Source organism: Albirhodobacter sp. R86504 (assembly GCF_042466415.1).
Classification (GTDB): domain Bacteria; phylum Pseudomonadota; class Alphaproteobacteria; order Rhodobacterales; family Rhodobacteraceae; genus Albirhodobacter.
The window spans coordinates 753298-774855 of record NZ_JAXHCH010000002.1 but is presented as its reverse complement, the minus strand read 5'-3'; the positions used below and the strand labels follow the sequence as shown (position 1 = coordinate 774855).

At 60.3% G+C, this 21558-nt stretch carries 22 protein-coding genes; 13 read left to right on the top strand and 9 right to left on the bottom strand.

Annotated elements, in window-relative coordinates; translation table 11 throughout:
* Positions 1-83: 83 nt before the first annotated feature.
* Genes SJY32_RS05785 through SJY32_RS05755 form a run of 7 tightly spaced genes read left to right on the top strand, consistent with a single transcriptional unit; the run spans position 84 to position 5837 of the window.
* Entirely contained in the window at positions 84-248 is a 165-nt protein-coding gene (locus SJY32_RS05785; protein WP_376872728.1) for an apolipoprotein acyltransferase, read from the top strand.
* Positions 248-1429: a VWA domain-containing protein gene (locus SJY32_RS05780; RefSeq protein ID WP_376872726.1), complete on the top strand. Its 1182-nt coding sequence runs from the start codon at positions 248-250 to the stop codon at positions 1427-1429. The genes SJY32_RS05785 and SJY32_RS05780 overlap by 1 nt, the downstream gene beginning before the upstream one ends.
* Before the next feature lie 4 nt (positions 1430-1433).
* On the top strand, positions 1434-1775 hold the full coding sequence (locus tag SJY32_RS05775) for a hypothetical protein (RefSeq protein WP_376872723.1): 342 nt from the start codon (positions 1434-1436) through the stop codon (positions 1773-1775).
* Positions 1776-1818: 43 nt separating this feature from the next.
* Positions 1819-2484: a DedA family protein gene (locus SJY32_RS05770; RefSeq protein ID WP_376872721.1), complete on the top strand. Its 666-nt coding sequence runs from the start codon at positions 1819-1821 to the stop codon at positions 2482-2484.
* Between the two features lie 33 nt (positions 2485-2517).
* Positions 2518-3201: a M48 family metallopeptidase gene (locus tag SJY32_RS05765; RefSeq protein ID WP_376877603.1), complete on the top strand. Its 684-nt coding sequence runs from the start codon at positions 2518-2520 to the stop codon at positions 3199-3201.
* 54 nt (positions 3202-3255) lie between these two features.
* Positions 3256-4470 carry a hypothetical protein gene (locus SJY32_RS05760; protein WP_376872718.1) on the top strand — a complete coding sequence of 405 codons (1215 nt, stop codon included), beginning with the start codon at positions 3256-3258 and terminating at the stop codon, positions 4468-4470.
* Complete coding sequence (locus SJY32_RS05755; RefSeq protein ID WP_376872716.1) at positions 4467-5837, top strand: cytochrome P450; 1371 nt, start codon at positions 4467-4469, stop codon at positions 5835-5837. The genes SJY32_RS05760 and SJY32_RS05755 overlap by 4 nt, the downstream gene beginning before the upstream one ends.
* Before the next feature lie 76 nt (positions 5838-5913).
* On the opposite strand, the gene SJY32_RS05750 is transcribed toward SJY32_RS05755, so the two are convergent.
* From SJY32_RS05750 to SJY32_RS05740, 3 genes are all read right to left on the bottom strand, one after another.
* Positions 5914-7383 carry a carboxypeptidase M32 gene (locus tag SJY32_RS05750; protein ID WP_376872713.1) on the bottom strand — a complete coding sequence of 490 codons (1470 nt, stop codon included), beginning with the start codon at positions 7381-7383 and terminating at the stop codon, positions 5914-5916.
* Between the two features lie 27 nt (positions 7384-7410).
* A complete protein-coding gene (gene ctaA, locus SJY32_RS05745) occupies positions 7411-8601 on the bottom strand; it encodes a heme A synthase (RefSeq protein ID WP_376872706.1) in 1191 nt (396 codons plus the stop codon).
* Positions 8602-8784: 183 nt separating this feature from the next.
* A complete protein-coding gene (locus SJY32_RS05740) occupies positions 8785-9612 on the bottom strand; it encodes an RNA methyltransferase (RefSeq protein ID WP_376872705.1) in 828 nt (275 codons plus the stop codon).
* 124 nt (positions 9613-9736) lie between these two features.
* On the opposite strand from SJY32_RS05740, the gene SJY32_RS05735 reads away from it, so the two are divergent.
* Both SJY32_RS05735 and SJY32_RS05730 read left to right on the top strand, forming a co-directional pair.
* Positions 9737-10354, top strand: a complete 618-nt coding sequence (locus SJY32_RS05735) for a thiamine phosphate synthase (RefSeq protein WP_376872703.1) — start codon at positions 9737-9739, stop codon at positions 10352-10354.
* A gap of 31 nt (positions 10355-10385) precedes the next feature.
* On the top strand, positions 10386-11090 hold the full coding sequence (locus tag SJY32_RS05730) for a nucleoside/nucleotide kinase family protein (protein ID WP_376872701.1): 705 nt from the start codon (positions 10386-10388) through the stop codon (positions 11088-11090).
* Between the two features lie 186 nt (positions 11091-11276).
* On the opposite strand, the gene SJY32_RS05725 is transcribed toward SJY32_RS05730, so the two are convergent.
* The 6 genes from SJY32_RS05725 to SJY32_RS05700 form a co-directional block, all read right to left on the bottom strand.
* A complete protein-coding gene (locus SJY32_RS05725) occupies positions 11277-12665 on the bottom strand; it encodes a TRAP transporter large permease (RefSeq protein ID WP_376872698.1) in 1389 nt (462 codons plus the stop codon).
* 3 nt (positions 12666-12668) lie between these two features.
* A complete protein-coding gene (locus SJY32_RS05720; RefSeq protein WP_376872696.1) occupies positions 12669-13352 on the bottom strand; it encodes a TRAP transporter small permease in 684 nt (227 codons plus the stop codon).
* A 75-nt stretch (positions 13353-13427) separates the two neighbouring features.
* The gene (locus tag SJY32_RS05715) at positions 13428-14438 is read right to left on the bottom strand and encodes a DctP family TRAP transporter solute-binding subunit (RefSeq protein ID WP_376872694.1); all 1011 of its coding nucleotides are present in this window, start codon (positions 14436-14438) and stop codon (positions 13428-13430) included.
* A gap of 230 nt (positions 14439-14668) precedes the next feature.
* Positions 14669-15892 (bottom strand): sigma-54-dependent transcriptional regulator, encoded by a 1224-nt coding sequence (locus SJY32_RS05710; protein ID WP_376872692.1) that lies wholly within the window; start codon positions 15890-15892, stop codon positions 14669-14671.
* A gap of 4 nt (positions 15893-15896) precedes the next feature.
* Entirely contained in the window at positions 15897-17654 is a 1758-nt protein-coding gene (locus tag SJY32_RS05705) for a sensor histidine kinase (protein ID WP_376872689.1), read from the bottom strand.
* Positions 17655-17771: 117 nt separating this feature from the next.
* Positions 17772-18233, bottom strand: a complete 462-nt coding sequence (locus SJY32_RS05700) for an Lrp/AsnC family transcriptional regulator (protein ID WP_376872687.1) — start codon at positions 18231-18233, stop codon at positions 17772-17774.
* A 147-nt stretch (positions 18234-18380) separates the two neighbouring features.
* Between SJY32_RS05700 and SJY32_RS05695 the strand changes: the two genes are divergently transcribed.
* Genes SJY32_RS05695 through SJY32_RS05680 form a run of 4 tightly spaced genes read left to right on the top strand, consistent with a single transcriptional unit; the run spans position 18381 to position 21523 of the window.
* Positions 18381-18680, top strand: coding sequence for a DUF2849 domain-containing protein (locus SJY32_RS05695; RefSeq protein WP_376872684.1), 300 nt, complete (start codon positions 18381-18383; stop codon positions 18678-18680).
* Positions 18680-20344, top strand: a complete 1665-nt coding sequence (locus tag SJY32_RS05690; RefSeq protein ID WP_376872681.1) for a nitrite/sulfite reductase — start codon at positions 18680-18682, stop codon at positions 20342-20344. Before SJY32_RS05695 ends, SJY32_RS05690 begins: the two co-directional genes overlap by 1 nt.
* The gene (locus SJY32_RS05685; protein WP_376872678.1) at positions 20319-21155 is read left to right on the top strand and encodes a phosphoadenylyl-sulfate reductase; all 837 of its coding nucleotides are present in this window, start codon (positions 20319-20321) and stop codon (positions 21153-21155) included. Before SJY32_RS05690 ends, SJY32_RS05685 begins: the two co-directional genes overlap by 26 nt.
* Positions 21152-21523 carry a DUF934 domain-containing protein gene (locus SJY32_RS05680; RefSeq protein WP_376872675.1) on the top strand — a complete coding sequence of 124 codons (372 nt, stop codon included), beginning with the start codon at positions 21152-21154 and terminating at the stop codon, positions 21521-21523. Before SJY32_RS05685 ends, SJY32_RS05680 begins: the two co-directional genes overlap by 4 nt.
* The last annotated feature ends 35 nt before the right edge of the window (positions 21524-21558 follow it).

Here is a 21558-nt window from a genome sequence, read left to right as displayed (position 1 = left end):
GAACCGAAATCCGGTGCCCGCCCGCCCATGGTTCGCCATGCGGCGGGCGGTTCCACCCGCAGACCAGATTGGACGAGAGCGTCATGCTTCCTTTGCTCGCTGCCCTCACGGGCGCCCTATTCGGCTATCGCCGCGCAAAACTTCGCGATGGAAACCGCTTTGACCGCGCGCAATACGCCGCCGTCTTCGCCATTGCCTTCGGCCTTATCGGATTGTTCGCAAATATCGTGATCCTGCGGGCGCTGTAATGTTCCTGCCCTTTTTCGAACGTCTGCGCCAAGCAGGCATTCCGGTCAGCCTACGCGAGTATCTCGCGTTTCTCGAAGGGCTGTCGAAAGGGCTAACGACTTACGATATCGACGGTTTTTACTATTTTGCACGTGTCGTGATGGTCAAGGATGAACGTCATCTTGACCGTTTCGACCAAGCATTCTCCGCAAGTTTTTCGGGCATAGAGTCCCTCTCGCCCGAGGATGTGATCAGGGCTCTGGACCTCCCCGAAGACTGGCTGCGTAAACTCGCGGAGAAAACCCTCACCGAGGCCGAAAAGGCACAGATCGCCGCTGCGGGCGGGTTTGAGCAGTTGATGGAGATGCTCAAACAACGCCTTGAGGACCAAAAATCGCGTCATCAGGGTGGATCAAAATGGATCGGCACAGCCGGCACTTCGCCCTTCGGCGCTTACGGGTATAATCCTGAGGGCGTGCGGATCGGGCAGGATAAATCACGTCATCAACGCGCTGTAAAAGTCTGGGATAAAAGAGAATTTCGAGATTTTGATGATAGCGTTGCGCTCGGGACGCGAAACATCAAAATCGCGCTGAAACGGCTTCGGGCGTGGGCGCGCGCGGGGGCGCAAGACGAGCTGGACCTCCCCGCGACGATCCGCGCCTCTGCCGATGCCGGCTTTATCGATGTGCGCACTCGCCCCGAACGCCATAACGCGGTGAAAGTCTTACTCTTTATGGATGTTGGCGGATCGATGGATGCGCATGTCAAGCTGGTGGAGGAGTTGTTCTCCGCCGCCCGAGCCGAATTCAAACATCTCGAACACGTGTATTTCCACAACTGCCTTTATGAGGGTATCTGGCGGGAAAACCGTCGTCGTTGGGATGCGCGAACCCCGACTTGGGAAATACTTAACCGCTACGGATCTGATTATAAATGCATTTTTATCGGAGACGCCGCGATGAGCCCCTATGAGATCTCGCATCGTGGCGGGGCGAATGAACATTGGAATGAGGAGGCCGGATCTGTGTGGTTGCAACGCGCGCGCGTCACATGGCCGCATCATGTCTGGTTGAATCCAGCACCGCAGGAGCATTGGCACCACACCCAGTCAACGCAGATGATTTCCGATATTTTTGAGGGTAAAATGCATCCACTCACGCTCGCCGGTATCACTGCCGCGATGAAAGAACTCGGGTAACAGCATGTCGATGACCAGACTTTGGGAAACGCAAAAACCTCTCGTGATCGTCTTTTCCGTCGCCTGCGCGTTGGCGTTGTTTTTTGCGGGGCAAATGATTGCCCGCGCGCTGTATTGGGCCGATCCGGCGCATGTCGAGATCCTGCCCGAACCGTGGATGACGCCTGGCTATATCGGGCGGAGCTGGGGCGTCTCGCGCGCGCAGATGGTCGAAATTCTCGACTTGCCTGAATTGAGCAAGCCGCCCAAAACATTGGAAGAAATCGCCGATGAGCGTGGCATTCCCGTTGAGGATCTGCTGGATGATCTGATGCGCGCGCTGCCGCAAAAGGCTGCGGCGCAATGAGCGCGCACCGCTCGAATCGTGTCAACCGCGACTGCGCCCGCCGATGAGCGGCCTCACCGATACCATCCTCGGGCTTTTGCCCGTCTGGGGGCCATGGCTTTTGGCGCTGACGACATTTCTCTCGTGTCTCGCGCTGCCCATTCCGGCGTCGCTTTTGATGATTGCGGGCGGCGCATTTGTGGCCTCCGGCGATCTTTCTCCGGTTTGGGCGATCCTTGGCGCGCTCACAGGGGCGATTGTCGGGGACCAGCTTGGCTACCTTCTTGGCCGCGGCGCGGGCGCCTTTTTGGAGCGCCGCCTGCCCAAACGCAGCCTGCTCCATGCGCGCACCAAGCTTGAGTCCTCGGGAACGCAGGCGATATTCCTGTCGCGCTGGCTGTTTTCGGCCCTTGGCCCCTCAATGAACCTCGTCGCGGGCGTGATCAGCTTCCCGCGTAAACGCTTCACCATAGCGGCAATCGCCGGCGAGGTGGTTTGGGTGGTAAGCTATCTGGGAATCGGGATCGTTTTTGGCAGCAATATCGAAGCGGCCGCCGAACTCGCGTCAAACGCGCTGGGGCTTTTGGCCACTGGCACCATCGCCATCCTTCTGGGCCGCTGGCTTTGGAAGCGCGCGCGCGATGGCGCCCCCAAATCGCGCCCCGTCTATGAGGCATCCACCTCGTCATTCCCCAAAACACTCCCCGCGACGCGTTCATCGCGCGATTGAAACGCGGACCGAAAGCCCCATATTCATCCCATGTTGTTGCGCTTATTGCCCTTCCTTCTGATCCTCGGCTACGGGCTCGTCCTGTGGCTGTTTTCGGCACGCCGGATGGGCGCGCAGCTTGAACAAAAATCGCGCCCCTTGGCCGATCCCGACCTCCGAGAGGCGCTCATCCCGCTGGCGAAAGCACTTGATTTAAAACGAATTCCTGTCGGGATTTTACAAGATCCCGCGATCAACGGCCTCGCCGCGCCCGACGGGAAAGTCTACCTCACCCAAGGTTTCATTCAAAAGTTTCGCGCCCGCGAAGTCACCGCCGAGGAACTCGCCTCCGTGGTCGCGCATGAGTTGGGGCATGTGGCGCTCGGCCATTCGCGGCGCCGGATGATCGATTACACCGGCCAGAATGTGCTTCGCCTCGTTTTAATGGGGGTCTTGGGGCGCATTTTGCCGTTCATCGGCATCTGGATTGCAAATGCGATTGCCTCAGCCTTCGCCGCGCGCCTCTCACGGCGCGACGAGTTCGAGGCGGATGAATGGGCCTCCGCCTTGATGATTAAAGCTGGCTACACGACCGCGCCCCAAAAATCCCTGTTCAAGAAGCTGGACGCCCTGACAGGAGCGAAAGGCGCGCAAATCCCCTCGTGGCTGCGCACCCATCCCCATACCCCGCAACGGATCGCCGCGATTGAGGCGAATGAGGCGCGTTGGGGCGTATAAACCCTTACTTTTGCCCAGATTTTCCGGCAGTCTGGCCCGAAGTAAGAGGGTTAGATGCGCGCCAGTTCTCAAATTCGTCGTCGTCGGGTGTTCTACATTCCCGGCTATGATCCGATCCATCCCCGACGCTACCGTGAGCTTTACCGCAAGGAGGGCGCGGAGCAGGCTGGGATATCGGGCTATAAGATTGATCTGAAACCCAAAACCACTCAAGGGGCCTACGGCTGGCATGTGACTGGCACCTTTGACACGACGCAGGTCGAGACGGATGTCGAGGTTTTGGTCTGGTCCGATATCGTCAAGGCGTCGATGGGACAGTCCATCCCCGCGACCTACCTGCAACTGATCCAGACGGCCTATGCCTATATCGGATCAGGGGCGCTCTTCCGATTGATGCGTCTGCGAAAAGGTCCAATGATTGCAGCGCTTTATCCGGTGTTCTTCTTGCTGGCGCAGCTCGCGGTCGCCCTGACGGCAGGGTGGTTCGGGTACCGCGCTCTTCATGCGCTCACTCCCCAGCCGGTCGGCGCGGCGCTGGGGGGCGTGGCTGCGATCGCGATTGCGGCCCTGATCCTGCGGTGGTTTCGACGGCATGATAACAAGGTCTTCGCCTATTATCTCATGCATGACTACGCCTATTCCGCGAAATCTTTGGGGGAAAATTCGCCGCAGCTTGAGGCGCGCATGGCCGATTTCGGCGCGGCGATTATTGAGGCCCTGCAACAAGATTGGGATGAGGTGCTGGTGATCGGCCATTCTTCGGGCGCGCATCTGGCGGTCTCGATCCTTGCCGATGTGATCCGCAAGGAAGGCGTCCCCACGGATAAAGCCCTTGGTTTCCTGTCACTTGGCCAAGTGGTTCCGATGGTGTCATTCTTGCCGCGCGCGCACCGCCTGCGCCGCGACCTCGCCTATCTCAGTGCCCGAGACGAGCTCGCTTGGGTCGACGTCACCGCCCCCGGCGATGGCTGTGCCTTTGCGCTGTGCGATCCGGTTTCGGTCTCCGGCGTGGCGCCGGACAACAAACAATGGCCCCTCGTGATTTCGGCCGCCTTCACGCAAACCCTGTCGCCACAGCGCTGGAAGGCCCTGCGTTGGCGCTTTTTCCGGCTGCATTTTCAATATCTTTGCGCCTTTGATACGCCCAACGGCTATGACTATTTTGAAATCACCGCAGGACCTCAAAGCCTGCGCGCGCGGTTTGCAGATAAAAGCCCCTCAAAAAGCCGCATCGAGCGCCCCGAAAACCGATACACGGACACGTTATGACCTTGCCGCCCAAACCCCCCTCACGGGCAGATAAAGTGTCCCTCTGGCAGTATTTCAAACTGTTTCGCGCCGATATTCTCTCGGCACAACCCGCGCGCCTCTACCGCGCGTGGATGGCAGAATTCCGCACGCCGTTTTTTCGATCCTTCCTTTGCAACGACCCGCAACTTGTTGATCTAGTTCTCAAAAAGCGCCCTCAAGATTTTCCGAAATCCGATCGGATCCGCGAAGGGCTGGTGCCGCTCCTCGGCAATAGCGTGTTTTTGACAAACGGGGAGACTTGGAAACGACAGCGCCGGATCATTGATCCCGCCTTTGAGGGCGGACGCCTGCGCGACACGTTCCCCGCCATGTGGGACGCGGGCGAGGCCTGCGTCAGGCGTCTACGCCTCCATGCCAATGCCGACCCAATCGAGATCGAGGGCGAAACCTCCCATGCCGCCGCAGATGTGATCTTTCGCACGCTGTTCTCGATCCCGATCGAGCATAAAGTGGCGGGCGCGGTGTTTTCGGAATTTCGAGAACATCAACGCGCGCAACCCCTCCTCAATCTCGCCGCGCTGCTGCCCATACCCGCATGGATGCCGCGTTTTCATTCCGCGAAAACCAAACGCACCGCCGCCGTTATTCGCGCGCTCATCACAGACCTGACCACCAGCCGCGCCGCGCAAATCGCGCAAGGCAACGCCCCCAATGACCTCGCAACCAAGATTATGACCACGCCCGATCCCGAAACCGGCGACACGTTCGGGACGGAAGAAATGGTAGATCAGGTCGCCATCTTCTTCCTCGCGGGGCATGAAACCTCCGCTTCCGCCTTGGCATGGGCGCTCTATCTGATGGCCACCCATACCGACTGGCAAGAGAAGGCGGCGGCCGAGGCCACGACGATCTTGAGCGCACAAAACCCAGACTTTTCAATGCTGAGCGGGCTGAAGCTCAACCGCGCAATTTTCCGCGAAACCCTGCGCCTATACCCACCCGTCCCGATGTTCGTGCGCGAAAGCCGCTGCCCCGAACAGTTCCGCGACCGCAAGGTGAAAGCGGGCTCGCAGATCGTGATCTCGCCTTGGCATTTGCACCGCCACGAACGCCTGTGGGATGATCCGGATGCCTTCGATCCGGCGCGGTTCGAGACAGAAAACGGGAAAGCTTGCCTGCGCTCCGCCTATATTCCCTTCTCCACCGGCAGCCGCGTCTGCCCGGGCGCGGGGTTCGCTATGGCTGAGGGCCCGTTGATCCTCGCGATGATCCTGCGTGCCTTCAAGATCGACCCTGTCGCGGAGCGCCCCGCGATGCCGGTCGCGCATCTCACGGTGCGCGCGAAGGATGGCATCTGGTTGCGGCTCACCCCGCGCGAAAACTAAGCCCCGCGCGAGGGTTCCGGTTGCGTGAAATATCCCGGGGTGAATGCGATAGCAGAGGGGCAGAGCCCCTGCCCGATCATGCAGGATAGAGCGCGGTGAACTTCGCCTCGAGATAGTCCAAAAGCGGCTCCTCGCTCGGTGCGAAACCACATGCTCTCTCAATCAAATCAACCGGTTGATACAGCCCGCCGTGGCGTTGCACCTTCTCGCGCAGCCATGCTGTCGCAAGATGCGTCTCGCCCCGTGCAAGCCCCTCGTCGATCCCTGAGACCTCGGCGCGCATCGCCTTGTTGAGGCAGCCCGCGTAGACATTTCCCAACGCATAGGTCGGAAAATATCCGAACAAACCCACCGACCAATGCACATCTTGTAAAAAGCCCTGAGAGGGCTTGGGCACCCGCGCGCCGAAATCTTGCAAGAAGCGCTCGTTCCACGCCTCCTCAAGATCAGCGGCCTCCAGGCGTCCGGCGATCAAATCGCGCTCCAGATCAAAGCGCAACATGATGTGGAGGTTATAGTGAAGCTCATCGGATTCCGTGCGAATAAAGCCTTTGCCGACACGGTTCACCTGCGCGTAGAAGGCCTGCGCATCCGCCACACCGAATGCGCCGAAAAGCTCTGTCATCTTGTCAAACAGCCATCCCGTGAACGCGCTCGAGCGGCCAAGCTGGTTCTCGTAGATCCGGCTCTGGCTTTCATGCACCCCCATCGACACACCGCCCCCCAAAGGCGAGAGCGCATAGGCCGGATCAATGGATTGCTCGTAGCAGGCGTGACCGGTTTCATGGATGGTTGAATAGAGGCAATTGAACGGATCATCCGCCGCGACGCGGGTGGTGATGCGCACATCCGATCCGGAACCTGACGAGAACGGATGAACCGCGAGATCCAATCGCCCGCGCGACCAGTCATATCCAAAAGCCGTCGCCGCCTGACGCGCCAGAGTCATCTGTGCCTCAGTGCCAAACTTATGGGCCAATGCCGCGGGTTGCGGCGCGACACTCGCCCGATCGGCAAGAGCTTTCAGGCGCGGTCGCATCCGGTCAAACATCGCGCCGATTTGTGCGGCCGAGGTGCCCGGCTCGTAATCCTCAAGCAGCGCATCATACAGATCGCCGCCCTGCGCGAGCGCCGCGGCCTCCTCACGCTTGAGGGCCAACACCTCGTTGAGCACGGGAAGAAACGCTGCCGCATCTTCATTGGCCCGCGCCTCGGCCCACTTGCCTTGCGAAAGGGAGGTGACGCGCGCAAGATCAGCCGCCAACTTGGCGGGAATGCGCGCGTTGCGGTGATAACTTTTGGCGATCAAGGCAAGGCTACGCGCTTCTTGCGGGGTCTGCGCCTCGGCCTGCGCCAACCACGCGCCGATGCGCGGATCGGTACGCCGCGCATGGAGTACGCCCTCTAGCGCCTCGCTTTCAACCGCACGCTGTTCGGCGGCGCCGCGTGGCATCATCGTTTCCTGATCCCATCCCAGACGGCCGGAAATCTGCGCCAGCGCCTCTGTTTCCCGCTGAAACGCGGCGAGCTGTTGGTAAGCGGTCATTGTGACAAATCCTTTTCCGTCAAACGGTTATTTTGTTGCTCGCAGGCTTTGTTTCAACGGGTAGAGCGCACGGTGCCGCGCGCGGAGCACCAATGTCATCACCAAGACCGCGCCAAGCTGGTGCGCCACGCCCAGATGCAAAGGCGCGCCGTGCATCAAGGTCGCAATCCCGAGTAGAACCTGCCCGCCGATGGCAACACTCGCCGCCGTAAACGCGCCGCGCGTCTCAAACATCGCAGAGCGCCGCCCCTTGAGATAGGCAACCACCGCCATCGCCGCCAGCACATATCCCACCACGCGGTGCATGAATTGGACCAAGGCCGCGTTCTCGAAGAAATTGCGCCACAGCGGCAGTTCCGAGAACGGATCGGGCGGCAGGATCTGCCCGCCCATCAACGGCCAATCGGTATAGCCCCGCCCCGCGTCGATCCCCGCAACCAAAGCGCCGAGCAGGATTTGCAAAAACGCCAGATGCAGCAAGCCCGCCGCGAGCCCGCCCAGCTTCCGGTCGCCCGCGCGTTTGGCTTGGATGATGTCGGCGCTGCTGCGCGAAAGCATCAAAACATACCAAACGATGAGCCACAGGATCGCGAAAGCGAGGCCCAGATGCGTCGCGAGACGATAGGACGCAACACTCGTCATCTCTCCGGTGAGGCCCGAGGCCACCATCCACCAGCCAATCGCGCCCTGCACTCCGCCAAGCGCACCGATCCCCAGAAGGCGCCCGTGCCAGCCCTTCGGAATTTGTCGCGCCGCCCACAGCCCAAAGAACCCGATCGCCCAAACGAGACCAATCGTCCGGCCCAGTTGCCGGTGCCCCCATTCCCACCAATAGATGCCCTTGAATTCTGCCAAGGTCATGGTGGAATTCATAATCTCGAATTGCGGCGTCGCCTGATATTTCGCGAACTCCTCAAGCCAGACGGCGTCGCTCATGGGGGGCAAGGCGCCCGTGACGGGCTTCCATTCCGTGATCGACAGGCCGGAATTGGTAAGCCGTGTCATCCCGCCCACTGCGATCATTGTGACGACCATCACAAACAAGATAATCAGCCAGCCGCGCACGAGTTTGCGCCCGCGCGAGACGGCCGCAAGCCGCCCTTCCGCCGCGCCGCGCGCCTTGGGTGCGACCACATCCCCGCCGCGGCTTGTCTCGCCAACCTCCTCAAAGATAGAGCGTTTCTGCCCGGTGGGTTGGTTTACGGGTGGCTTGCTCATCGAGTTCTCCCTCAAGAGTGACGGTCTTCGCATTGCTCTGTCTTGCGCGTCAGGATCTGGCGCGCTTTTATCTCAGGCGCCGAGATTAGGCCGCGCCTCACAGCAGTTCAAGGGCGGCAATTGCGCACAGGGGGCCCCACGCCGGAGGCCGAATAAGCGGCGAAGCGCAGGCCGCAGCGCGCCTCACTCGGCGCTGTCCTCTTTGCTCGGATCCTTGCCGCGCAACACTTGCCGCAAAATCCCGTGCAAGGTCTGAACCTCCGCGCGTGTCATCGCAAAGCGCGTCCACATATTGCGCAGGTTCATCTTCATATGCGCGATTTTGGTTTCGGGGAAAAAGAACCCCGCCTCCTCAAGCCGCATCTCCCAATGATCGCCAAGCTTCTCCACCTCGACAGCGCTCGCTGGCTCCTGCCCCGCCAGCCCCTGCGCAATCGGCGCAACCTCAACCGTCTGACGCGAAAATTCATAGGCGGTCAGCAACACCGCCTGCCCGAGATTGAGGCTGAAAAACTGCGGATTAACGGGCACAGTGATGATCGCATTGGCGCGGATAATGTCGTCATTCTCCAGCCCCGTGCGCTCAGGCCCGAACAGAACGGCAACTTTTTGCCCCTTTGCAATCCGCGCGCGCGCCTCCGCCATGGCGGCCTCGGGCGTGTAGATCGGCTTGGCCAACTCGCGCCCCCTCGCCGTTGTGGCAAAAACGAAATCGCAATCGGCAATCGCATCAGCCGTGGTCGCAAACACACCCGCATGATCCAGCACCTGCGCCGCCGCCCCCGACGCCAACGCCACCGCGCGCGGATTAGGCCAGCCGTCACGCGGATCCACCAGACGCATCCGCGAGAGCGAGAAATTCAACATCGCCCGTGCCGCAGCCCCGATGTTCTCGCCCAATTGCGGCTGCACCAGAACGAAAACCGGTTTTTGATCGGGCGCGCTGAAATCGATCCCCTCAGCGGGTGCCTCATTTTGCGGGAGGGTTTGGGGCGCGGCGTGATCGGTCATGGTCGTCTCCGTTTTCATCCCTCCCCAGTATCGGCGCGCGCCCATGCTTTCAAGGCCGTGCAAGACCTCTGGCAAGCGCGCCTCGCTTAGGGTAGATGGACATAAATCTGAGAAGGAGCCGATCATGGCCGAAGACCGTCCGCAAATCTACCTCGTCACCCCGCCCGCATTTGAGCTGGACATCTTCCCCCAACGCCTCGCCGCGGCCTTGGACGCGACCGAAGTCGCCTGCGTCCGTCTGGCCTTGGCCAGCAAGGACGAGGATTTGATCGGTCGCGCGGCCGATGCGTGCCGCACCGTGACGATGGAGCGTGATGTGGCATTGGTGATCGAGAACCATCTCCTGCTCGTGGATCGCCACGGGCTGGACGGGGTTCACCTGTCGGATGGCGCAAAGCAGATCCGCTATGCCCGCAAGGAATTGGGATCTGATGCGATCGTGGGCGCCTCATGCGGCGCATCGCGCCATGAGGGGATGTCGGCGGGTGAAGCGGGCGCGGATTACGTCTGCATCGGTCCGATCGGAGAAAGCCCCTTGTTCACGGGCGAGCGCGCGGAGTTCGACCTGTTTGAATGGTGGTCGGATGTGATCGAGGTTCCGATTGTGGCGGAAGGCGCTTTGGATGCCGCGTTGATCGCGCAATTTGCAAATGTCACCGATTTCTTTGCGCTTGGCGACGAGATCTGGCGCGAGGACAATCCGGCGGCAGCGTTGCAACGCTATGTCGCGGCGATGGGCTAACACGAGTAAGACACCAAATTGGAGCCAACCGATGCGCGAGGGTGATAAGACAGGCTGGGTCGATCCGGATGGCCCGATGGGAGATGCGGGCGCGACCATGCCTGGCGAATTGCGGGTACCGCGTGCCGATCTCGCCTCGCATATCGAAAGCCTTCCCGGTCCGCGGTCGATCACCGCGATTGTCGGTGCGCCGGGATCGGGGAAATCGCGGTTGGCGAACGAGATCGCGCAGGCATTAAACGCGCGGCGCGCGGGATCGGCGATGGTTGTGCCGATGGATGGATTTCATTTCGACGATGATATCCTGACGGCACGCGGCCTGCGTCAGACCAAAGGCGCCCCCGATACCTTCGATGTGGCGGGGCTATTGGCGCTGATCAAGCGCCTGAAATCAATCGAACCCGAGACCGCCATCCCCGTCTTTGACCGGCAGCTTGAACTGAGCCGCGCGGGGGCCGCGATTGTGCCCGCCACCGTCCGTCATATTTTGTTGGAGGGCAATTACCTACTGCTCGCCCGCGATCCGTGGCGGCAATTGGCGCAAGAGTTCGATCTGAGCATTCGGTTGAATGTGGCGGAAAGCGACCTGCGCGACAGGCTGACGCGACGTTGGCAGCAGTTGCAAATTGCGCCCGAGGAAATCACCCGCCGCGTCGAGCAAAATGACCTGCCCAACGGGCGGTTGCTTTTGACGCACGCGCGGGCGGCGGATCTCGTAGTGGATGAGTTTGCCTGACACCGTCTGCGGTCCTGCAGGGATCACGGAATATAGGGGGCTTTGCCCCCTCATTTTTCTGCGAAAAATTCACCCCCAGGATATTTAGGGCAACCGGAATAGGCGGCGCCGCGAGACACCGAGCGCGGCTATGAAAACGGGCGGCCCGATTGGGACCGCCCGTTTCAAGTTTCAGATCGCCGTAGATTACTTGGTGATCAATTCCGGCCCCATGACCATCGTCGGCAGCCATGTCGAGATGAAGGGCACATAGGTGACCAAAATCAGGAAGGCGAACAGAACGGCGAGGAACGGCAGCGCGGCGCGCACGACCCGCAGGATAGGCATCCCCGCCACGCCCGAGGTAACAAACAGATTGAGCCCCACCGGCGGCGTGATCATCCCGATTTCCATATTCACCACCATGATGATGCCCAGATGGATCGGATCGATTCCAAGGTTGATCGCAATCGGGAAGACGATAGGTGCTACGATCAGGATCAGGCCCGAAGGTTCCATAAACTGGCCGCCGATCAGAAGGATGACGTTCACGATCACCAAGAACATGATCTTGCCCAAACCGGCCGACAGCATCGCCTCCGCGACTTTTTGCGGGATTTGCTCGTCTGTCAGGACATGTTTTAAGATCAAGGCGTTTGCGATGATGAACATCAGCGTAATCGTCAGCTTACCTGCCTCGAACAGCGTCGTTTTGGTATCTTTGTGCAAGAAGACCGTCAGGATCGCTTTCGGCTTTTGCCACAACGAGAGTTGCTTGCCCTCATTTTCCAGCGGCCCCATGTCGCGGTAGATGAAGTTTGCGACAAAGAACGCGTAGACAGCAGCAACCGCGGCAGCCTCGGTCGGGGTGAAGATGCCCGCCGTGATGCCCGGAATCCCGTAGAGACCCACCATGATGATCACGATCAGCATCAGGCCCCAGAACGCATCGCGGAAGGACTCCCAGATCTCGCCCCAGCCGGCCCATTCACCCTTTGGCAGTTTTTTGTAGATCGCGATCACGAGGATCGTCGCCATCAACGCAAAGCCCGCCAAAAGGCCCGGGATGACGCCCGCGAGGAACATCCGGCCGACCGACACATCCGTCGCGGAGGCATAGACCACCATCACGATCGAGGGCGGGATCAAGATGCCCAAGGTGCCGGCGTTGCAGATCACCCCTGCGGCGAAATCTTTTGAGTAGCCCACTTGCCGCATCGCCGCGATGACGATGGAGCCGATGGCCACCACAGTCGCGGGCGACGAGCCCGAGAGCGCCGCAAACAGCATGCAAGCAAAGACACCGGCAATCGCGAGACCACCCGGCAAATGGCCGACGCAGGCAATGGCAAACCGGATGATGCGCTTTGCCACACCGCCCGTCGACATGAAGGTCGACGCGAGGATGAAGAACGGGATGGCCAATAGGGTGGCATGGCCCTCCATCGCTTGATAAAAGGTCTGGGCGACCGAGGCGAGCGAGGCATCCGAGTAGACAATCAAGAACAGGATCGACGAAAGGCCAAGCGAGACCGCAATCGGCACACCGATCAGCATCAGGCCGATGACCATCAAGAAAAGAATAACGATATCCATTGCTTAGTCCTCTTTGTTCAAGTGGCGGACATCGTCGATCGCGTCCTCGGCTTCGTGGCTGACGATCAAGGCCGAACGCTCACCGCGCCAGATCTCGATGCTGGCCTGAACCAGTCGCAGCAAGAAAAGCGCCATGCCGAAGGGCAGCATCACATAGGGAATAAACCGTGGCAGCTTGTCATAGGTATCGCCTTGGTTCACCGCATCCTCAAGGAACGAGAGGAACGCAGGGAACGGGATCTGTTCGGTCATGTAGAAGGCGCGATCGCGCGTATTCGCATCGATGCCGGTCGGGAAAACACGGCCCGTGGTTTGGTTCAGCCCTGCGAAGGGCGCCCAGTAGTCATAGGCGCCTTTGAGCATCAGGACCGCGTATATCAAGCAGGCAAGCGCCGACAGAACCGCCAGCACGCGCTGACCACGCGACGGGAGAGCGCCAATCACGGCATCCACGCCCAGATGGGCCGTCACTTTAACAGCATAAGAAATGCCGAAGATGACCAGCCACGCAAAGAGAACCAGAGTTGCCTCCAGACCCCAAATGATCGAATGGTTGAACACATACCGCAGCACAACATTGGTGAAGGTCAGCACCGTCATCAGGCCAAGAATGACGGCAATCACCGTCTCCTCAGCCGTATGGATGGCCTGCCCGAAAGCGCCCTTCGGCGCATATTTCGCGCTCATTTTTATCCCCCGACATGGTTTGAGAAGACGCGCGCGAACCGGTGTCGCGCGCGTCGAAGTTAGGTTTGAACCGGTTTAGTGCTTGGCGTTAATGGCCTGCGCATCGTCGATGTTCTCTTGGCCGACGCCGTCGACGAACTTATCCCAAACAGGCATCATCGCATCGACCCATGCCTGACGTTGCTCCGGTGTCAGCTCGACGATCTTGCCGCCCGCATCGAGGATGGATTGACGTGCGGCCATCTCGACATCGACCACGGCCGCGTTCCGCTCAACCGTGACTTCGTTCATGATCTTTGCGATATCCGTCGCGAGGGCCGGATCGAGGCTGTCCCACCAATCGACGGAGGTCACGACGAGGTAATCCAGAACGCCGTGGTTCGTTTCCGTCACGCCGTCTTGCACCTCAAAGAACTTCTGGCCGTAGGTGTTCGACCAGGTGTTTTCCTGCCCGTCCACAACACCGGTTTGCAACGCGCCGTACACTTCCGAGAACGCCATCGGCTGCGGGGATGCGCCGAGTGCTTCCATTTGTGCAACGAGCACATCAGACGGCTGCACGCGGAACTTCAGACCCTTCGCGTCAGATGGCAGAACCAAAGGCTTCTTCGCGGAGAATTGCTTCATCCCCGAATGCCAGAATTCCATCCCCTTCAGGCCGCGACGCTCCATTGCGCTTTTCATTTCCTGACCGGTTTCCGAATTTTGGAACTCATCCACGGCAGGCATGTTTTTAAACATGAAGGGAAGATCGAAGATGTTGAAAACCTTGGTGAAGGTTTCGAATTTCGAGAGGGACGGCGCGGCCATTTGCACATCGCCCTGCAGCATTGCCTCAAGCACCTGATCATCATCATAGAGCGTCGAGTTCGGGTAGACTTCGACGCAGGCGCGGCCTTGCAATTCTGTGTTCACACGCTCCGCGAACAGCGACGCCGCGATCCCCTTGGGGTGCTTATCGGCATTGGTCACATGCGCGAATTTGATCGCGACCTCGCCCGCGTCACAGGCGGCTTGTGCGCCGGTTGCTGCGACCATCGCGGTGGATGCAAGTGCGAACGCCTTTACGGCATTTGAAAGTTTCATTCGTCTTCCTCCCTTGAGGGATGCTCCTCTCGCATCCCGATGACGGAAACGTCATCCAGCCATGCGCAATGCGCAAGCGTGCCATGCAAATGAATTTTTCATGCTATTTATCAGATAGTTGTGACGATATTTGCGAATGACACCCATACGCGTGTGCGGAAATCCGCACAGATGTTAGCGCCCGATATGCGATATTCCGCACAGTCGATCCCTCATACGCACCATCAGCGCTAAAGTTCGCGAAACACGTCGGGGCGGATATTGTGCCGCGCGAGCTTGTCGTAAAATGTTTTACGCGGCAGCCCGAGCGCCTGCGCCGCCTCGGTCGCGTTGCCCTGCGCCCGCGCCAAAGCCTCGCATAAAAAACCGCGCTCGACAGCCGCCATGCGTTCGGTGAGGCCCTGTTCAGGCGGCTCCACCTCCGCAACCAGCCCCATCGCAAAGCGCATCGCCTCGGACATGAGCGCGCGCGCGTTTCCCGGCCAGTCCTGCGCCATGAGGCGTTGCGTCAATTCGCTGGGGATTTCAGGCAGCGGCAAGGCCGATTGCTCGCATGCGATCTGCACGAAATGGCGAAACAGGGCGGGAATATCCTCGCGCCGTTCGGCCAGCGCGGGCAGCCGCACGCGCATCACATCCAGCTTCCAATACAGATCGGCATGGAAGCGCCCCGCGTCACGCTCTGCCGAGAGATCTCCGTAAGTGCCCGCAATCAAACGCGTTGCCGGCTGGGCTTCCAACAATTCGAGCAGCGCAAATTGCGCAGGCGCCGGTAGGCTCGCCACCTCATCGAGATAAAGCGTGCCCTCGTCGGCCCGCGCAAACCCCGCCTCCAAGGCCTCCGGCGTAAGCCCTGCCGCCGCGAGTTTGACAAACGGGCGCTGTGCCGCCGCCGACATCAAGTGGATGACTTCCGCGACTTTGGATGTCCCCGCGCCGGGCGCGCCCGCAATCAAGACCTCCGCGCCTGATTTCGCCGCCAAACGCACGGCCCCGCGCAAGCTCTCGGCAATCGCCGATTGACCGATCAGCAAACGCGAGGCGGCATCGCCCTTGGTAATCTCGCGCCGCAGCGCGCGGTTTTCCAAAACCAACGCGCGGGTTTTGACCGCCTTCTCGATGACCGCGAGCAGGTCTTTAGAGGCACAAGGTTTCTCCAGAAAATCAAATGCACCACCCGTCATCCCGCGCACCGCCGATGGCACATCCCCCTCACCCGTCAGCAAGATGACCGGCAAATCACTATCAATCTCGCGCACATGATCCAAAAGATGGAACCCGTCACGCCCCGGCATACGAATATCAGAGACGATAATGCCCTGAAAATTTGGCGCAATGTGATCCTTCGCCTCGATAAATGATCCGACAGGAACCGGCGAATGCCCCGCGAGTTCAACCGTCTGTGACAAGGCCTCGCGGACCGCCCGATCATCGTCCACCAAAAGAACTTTCAAGACGTTATCCTTTCTTGTCAGAGACGTGCGATGCAAAGCTCACATCCGGCGCCGCCTGTAGCTCAACCGTGAACATCGCGCCGCCCGCGACATTCTCCCCGCGCAGTTTTCCCCCGAACCCCTGCACCAACCCGTAAGAAATCGAGAGGCCAAGACCCATGCCTTCCGCCGACCCAACTTCCTTGGTCGAATAGAACGGATCAAAAATCTTGGACGCGTCCGCAATACCCGGCCCCGTATCGCGCAGTGTCAGAGCAATCCGCGCAGGCCCATCTTGCGCGTCGGGCCGCACGCGCGCGATGCGGATCGTGATGCACCGCTCCGCCCGGCCCTCCATCGCATCACAAGCATTGGTAAGAAGGTTCACGACGACCTGACTGAGCCGAACCTCGCCCCCCATCACGACAGCCGCGAAATCGGGGCGTTGCCAGACGATACGAACCCCGTCCCGCTCGAGCCGCAGCGCGACGATTTCGAGGGCCGCCTCGACCACAGCCGCCAAGCCCACCCGCGTCGCGGGCTCGGCCTCCTGCCGCGCAAAGGCCCGCAAATTCTTGATGATGCGCCCCATCCGGCGCGCGAGATCGGAAATGCGCGCGAGGTTCTGGCCAACCTCAGCCGTGCGCCCGCGCTCCAAAAGAACCTCCGCATTCTCGGCATAAGACCCGATCGCCATGAGCGGTTGGTTCAACTCGTGGCTGATCCCCGCCGACATTTGGCCCAAGGCGGATAATTTACCCGCCTGCACCAAATCCGCCTGCGCGCGGTGGAGACGCGCATTCGCCTCTGAAAGCGCGGCCGTGCGTTCCGCGACGCGGCTTTCCAAGGCGACATTCGCCTCCGCCAAAGCCCGCCTGCGTTCGCCCAACCCGAATAGAATTGCGCCAAATGCAAGGATCACCGCCCCCGCGCCCAAGCCCTGCGCACGGGCCGCGCGCAAAACGGGAACTGCGTCGATCAAAGTATGCGCCGTCAAGCCGACCACTGGCAGATCCCGATCAAGCTGGAGCGCCAATGGCGGCAGATAGGCCGTTGATGATCGCGCGAAACCCAGTCCCGCCACCCAATCAACCTCCATGGGTTTTTCCGTCGACAAAACCATCTCCGAACGGTTCGCGACAAAGATAACGCCCTGCGGATCGGTAAACCAGACGGGCGTAGGGTCGGCGCGCGATGCGCTTTCGACGCGGTCGGCCTTCAACCGCAAGACCAACGCCGCAACGACAGGCCCGCCCGCCGCAAACACGGGCGCGGCGAAGGAAAAATAGCGTTGGCCGCCCGATAGGAAGTGATGCTGGCCCGTCGCCCCTTGGCGCGCGCGCGTCAGATCGGGCGTGGTCGCCATACGCGTGGGGATCGCGGGGCCGCCACTGGCCTCATCGTCCCGCGCGCCCCCGCCGAAAATCGGTCCCGCCAGCACATAGCCCTGTGCATCCACCAAAAACATCTGCGCCGCGCCCGCTTGATCGGCCATGCGCTGCAAAACCGCCGATACCGCGCCCGCAGTTTCAGGCTCGGGGAAGGCGCCAACGGCCGAGGCCCGCGCGAGGGCGACAACCGAGGGGTGATCGGCCGCGAAGACCGCAACTTCGCGATATTGCACCAGCGCGGTTGCGAGTTGGTCTGACGAGAGCCGCAAATCCGCCTCGCCGCGCGCCGCCAGCTGCGCCACGCCCTCGGCCAATGTGCGGTGCCACAGGCCATACCCGCTGGCGAGAGCCACCGCGACGAAGGCAAAAATGAAGGCTAGGCGGCGAAACATACGCGTATATGCGCAAATACGGCGCGGTCAGGCAAGGGGCTCTGCCCCTCGTCAACTGCGTTGACGTCACCCCGGGATATTTCGCGCAACCGGAAACGGGCGCCCGAGGCCCCGCCCTCAAATCGGCAGTAAGGTTGTCGCTTTGATTTCCTCCATCGAAAGGAGTGCTGTCACGTTGTGAATTTTCACTTCTTTAATGAGGGCTTGGTAGAACTGATCATAGGCGCGCGCATTGGGAACGCGGACCTTCAAGATGTAATCGATATCACCCGCCAGACGATGCGCCTCCAGCACTTCAGGGCGCGCACGGAGCGCGCCGAGGAATTTTTGTTGCCAGTCGCTTTCATGTTCCGCCGTGCGGATCAACACAAAGAAACACGCATCAAGCCCGAGCTTCTCGGCATCCAGAATTACCGTCTGCCGACCGATCAGCCCCGCCTCGCGCATTTTGCGGATACGGTTCCAAACCGGCGTCTTCGACGAGCCCACTTTTCGCGCGATATCGTCCAGAGACTGGCTCGCATCCTCTTGGAGCTGGATAAGAATTTTCCGATCCATATCATCGAGCCGGACATCCATTCGCTTATCCTTCCAAAAACGAAACGCTTGTTCTACCGCACTGACGGATACGAACAGTAGTCCTTATCTGCAAGGGGCTATGGCGCTGGAGAGGGATAATTTCCTATATAGAGACAGAATAACTCACGAGCCAGTCAGGAGCCCGCCATGAGCAAAGCCTATCAGCCAAAAGTCGTGACGGCGAATGCCCTTCGCGAAGGGGATGCCGTTTATTTTCGCGCGGATGGGACGTGGTCGCGAGCGCATGAGGAGGCGCTTTTGCTTGAGGATGCGGACGCGGCAGAGGCCCATCTCGCACGTGCGGCAAAAGACCAGCACCTGATCGTGGGCGCCTATCTTGCCGATGCGAAAGCGGGCGAGAACGGGCCGGAGCCGGTGCATTTCCGTGAAGTGTTCCGCACCAAAGGCCCGTCGAATTACTTCCACGGCAAGCAGGAGGCCAACTAATGTATAGCTATTCCGATTTTGATGAGGCTTTCGTTCGCAACCGTGTTGCCCAATTCAGCGGTCAAGTTGCGCGCCGCCTCGATGGGTCGCTGACAGAGGAAGAATTCCGTCCGCTGCGCCTCATGAATGGCCTCTACTTGCAACTGCACGCCTATATGTTGCGCGTGGCAATCCCTTACGGGACGATTTCGGCCAAGCAAATGCGCCAACTCGCCTATATCGCGGAGACGTTCGACAAGGGCTACGGCCATTTCACGACCCGCCAGAATATTCAGTTCAACTGGCCCAAGCTGGAAGATGTGCCTGTGATTCTCTCTGCGCTGGCGGATGTGCAGATGCACGCAATCCAGACTTCGGGGAACTGCATCCGCAACGTAACGGCCGATCACTTCTCGGGCGCTGCGGCGGACGAGATTGCCGATCCGCGCCCGGTCGCCGAATTGCTGCGCCAATGGTCCACAGATCACCCGGAATTCCAGTTCCTGCCGCGTAAATTCAAGATCGCCGTGACAGGATCAGAGGCGGATCGCGCCGTCATCCGCGCGCATGATGTCGGCATCCAGATCGTGAAAAATGACGCTGGCGAAATCGGATACCGCGTGTTTGTGGGCGGCGGTTTGGGCCGCACGCCGATGATTGGCCAGGAAATCGCGCCCTTCGTGCCGCAGGCCGATCTGTTGCCCTATCTCGAGGCGATCGTCGCCGCGTGGAACATCTTTGGCCGCCGCGACAACAAATATAAGGCGCGCATCAAGATCACCGTCTTTGAAAACGGGCTGGAAACCTTCCGCGATATGGTCGAGCAGGAGTTTGCCCGCACAAAGCGCGATTTCACCGGAATTGACGCGAGCTTCCTGTCGGAGATTGAAAGCTGCTTCACGGCGCCTGCGTTCAAAAACGCGGACCCTGCCCCGTTTGACGCCGCCCTCAAGGTTGATCCTTTGCTACGCGCTTGGGCCAAGCAATCGCTGGCCGAGCATAGCAAGGACAACCACGCGATTGTCACCGTATCGATCAAAGAGCACGGCGCGACGCCGGGCGATGCTTCGGCCGATCAGATGCGCGTTCTGGCCGATCTGGCCGAGCGCTACGGCTATAACGAGCTGCGCATCAGCCACGAGCAAAACGTGATCTTGCCGCATGTGGCCAAGGCAGACCTGCCGCAGGTTCATGCAGAGTTGCTGCGCGCCGGTCTCGCGACGGCGAATGTCGGCTTGTTGTCCGATATCATCGCCTGCCCCGGCATGGATTATTGCGCCCTTGCGACGGCGCGCTCGATCCCTGTTGCGCAAGAACTGGCAGAGCATTTCAAGGCGCTCGACCTCGAGCATGAGATCGGGAAAATCCAGATCAAGATTTCCGGCTGCATCAATGCCTGCGGGCATCACCATGTCGGCCATATCGGGATTTTGGGATTGGACCGCGCAGGCGTGGAAAACTACCAGATCACCTTGGGGGGCGACGCCACCGAGACCGCCGCGATTGGCGAGCGGATGGGGCCGGGTTTCGCCTATAACGAGGTGACCCCTGCAATCGAGCGGATCGTGCGGACCTATCTCGCGCAGCGCGAGACGGATCAGGAGCGGTTCATCGAAACCTACCGCCGCATTGGCGCGCAACCGTTCAAGGAAGCGCTTTATGGCGAGGCCAAAGATGCCGCTTGATCGCGACATAGCTGGCCGCGTCGAGGGGCTCAATCAGCGCTATAAGCACCACGCGGCGACCGCCGTGATGGAGCGCGCGCTGAAAGACCCCGACGTGGGTGATGTTGCGCTGGTGTCGTCTTTTGGTGCGGAATCGGTTGTGCTGTTGCATATGGTCTCGATCATTGCGCCCAGCACCCCGATCCTGTTCATCGACACGCTGATGCTGTTTGAAGAAACACTGCAATATCAAAGTGATGTCGCGGAAAAGCTCGGGCTTTCCGACATCCGCGTGATCACCGCGGACGCGCAAACACTCGCGTTTGAAGACCCTGACAACACATTGCACCAGTTCAGCACCGATAGCTGCTGCGCGCTTCGCAAAACTGTGCCGCTGGAAAACGCGCTCTCGAAATTCGATGCATGGATCACGGGCCGCAAGCGGTATCAGGGCCAAACGCGCGCCGATATCGATTTCTTCGAGGTGGAAACCCCGACACGGATGAAAATCAACCCGCTGGCGCATTGGGGGCGCGAGGATCTGCAAGAATATATGATCCAGAACCGCCTGCCCAAGCACCCTTTGGTTGCGAAGGGCTATCCGTCAATCGGATGTGCCCCTTGCACGAGCCCTGTCGCCGAAGGGGAAGACCCGCGCGCAGGTCGTTGGCGCGGCGCGTCGAAGACAGAATGCGGGATTCATTTCATCGGCGGTAAAGCCGTGCGTGGGCCTGTCGGGGATGCCGCTGCGGCGCCCGACGGCCCTTCAGATCAGACAGGCGAGCGCGGCGACGCGCCCGCGTCCCAATTGAATAAGGATAAAGTCGCATGAGCGTGATTGTTACCGATACAGGCTTTAACGCCGATAGCTTCACCGGTGCTGTCGTCGATCTGCCATCCGATACAAAGCCCGATGCGCTGGCCGCCTTGGTGGCAGGCGCGGAGTTGGTGCGGATCGAATTTCCGGCATTCTCCGACGGGCGCGGGTTTACCTTGGCGCGCATTTTGCGGGCCGAAGGCTTTACTGGCCGCTTGCGGGCAAAAGGCCACGTCATCGCGGACCAATATGCGATGGCGCGCCGTTCGGGGTTTGACGAGGTAGAAATCTCCGACGATCTCGCCGCCCGTCAGCCGCAAGACCAATGGCTCGCACGGGCCGATTGGAAGGCGTTTGATTACCACGCCCGCCTGCAAGGCTAACAGGACGCCCAAGCGGGGCGGCTCCTTGCGCCCCG

Coding starts and splice junctions, on each gene's coding strand:
- SJY32_RS05780 (WP_376872726.1), top strand. CDS start 248: ATGTTCCTGCCCTTTTTCGAACGTCTGCGCCAAGCAGGCATTCCGGTC.
- SJY32_RS05690 (WP_376872681.1), top strand. CDS start 18,680: ATGTATAGCTATTCCGATTTTGATGAGGCTTTCGTTCGCAACCGTGTT.
- SJY32_RS05730 (WP_376872701.1), top strand. CDS start 10,386: ATGCGCGAGGGTGATAAGACAGGCTGGGTCGATCCGGATGGCCCGATG.
- SJY32_RS05735 (WP_376872703.1), top strand. CDS start 9,737: ATGGCCGAAGACCGTCCGCAAATCTACCTCGTCACCCCGCCCGCATTT.
- SJY32_RS05770 (WP_376872721.1), top strand. CDS start 1,819: ATGAGCGGCCTCACCGATACCATCCTCGGGCTTTTGCCCGTCTGGGGG.
- SJY32_RS05720 (WP_376872696.1), bottom strand. CDS start 13,352: ATGAGCGCGAAATATGCGCCGAAGGGCGCTTTCGGGCAGGCCATCCAT.
- SJY32_RS05775 (WP_376872723.1), top strand. CDS start 1,434: ATGTCGATGACCAGACTTTGGGAAACGCAAAAACCTCTCGTGATCGTC.
- ctaA (WP_376872706.1), bottom strand. CDS start 8,601: ATGAGCAAGCCACCCGTAAACCAACCCACCGGGCAGAAACGCTCTATC.
- SJY32_RS05750 (WP_376872713.1), bottom strand. CDS start 7,383: ATGACCGCTTACCAACAGCTCGCCGCGTTTCAGCGGGAAACAGAGGCG.
- SJY32_RS05680 (WP_376872675.1), top strand. CDS start 21,152: ATGAGCGTGATTGTTACCGATACAGGCTTTAACGCCGATAGCTTCACC.
- SJY32_RS05740 (WP_376872705.1), bottom strand. CDS start 9,612: ATGACCGATCACGCCGCGCCCCAAACCCTCCCGCAAAATGAGGCACCC.
- SJY32_RS05755 (WP_376872716.1), top strand. CDS start 4,467: ATGACCTTGCCGCCCAAACCCCCCTCACGGGCAGATAAAGTGTCCCTC.
- SJY32_RS05715 (WP_376872694.1), bottom strand. CDS start 14,438: ATGAAACTTTCAAATGCCGTAAAGGCGTTCGCACTTGCATCCACCGCG.
- SJY32_RS05785 (WP_376872728.1), top strand. CDS start 84: ATGCTTCCTTTGCTCGCTGCCCTCACGGGCGCCCTATTCGGCTATCGC.
- SJY32_RS05700 (WP_376872687.1), bottom strand. CDS start 18,233: ATGGATGTCCGGCTCGATGATATGGATCGGAAAATTCTTATCCAGCTC.
- SJY32_RS05760 (WP_376872718.1), top strand. CDS start 3,256: ATGCGCGCCAGTTCTCAAATTCGTCGTCGTCGGGTGTTCTACATTCCC.
- SJY32_RS05725 (WP_376872698.1), bottom strand. CDS start 12,665: ATGGATATCGTTATTCTTTTCTTGATGGTCATCGGCCTGATGCTGATC.
- SJY32_RS05695 (WP_376872684.1), top strand. CDS start 18,381: ATGAGCAAAGCCTATCAGCCAAAAGTCGTGACGGCGAATGCCCTTCGC.
- SJY32_RS05685 (WP_376872678.1), top strand. CDS start 20,319: ATGGCGAGGCCAAAGATGCCGCTTGATCGCGACATAGCTGGCCGCGTC.
- SJY32_RS05705 (WP_376872689.1), bottom strand. CDS start 17,654: ATGTTTCGCCGCCTAGCCTTCATTTTTGCCTTCGTCGCGGTGGCTCTC.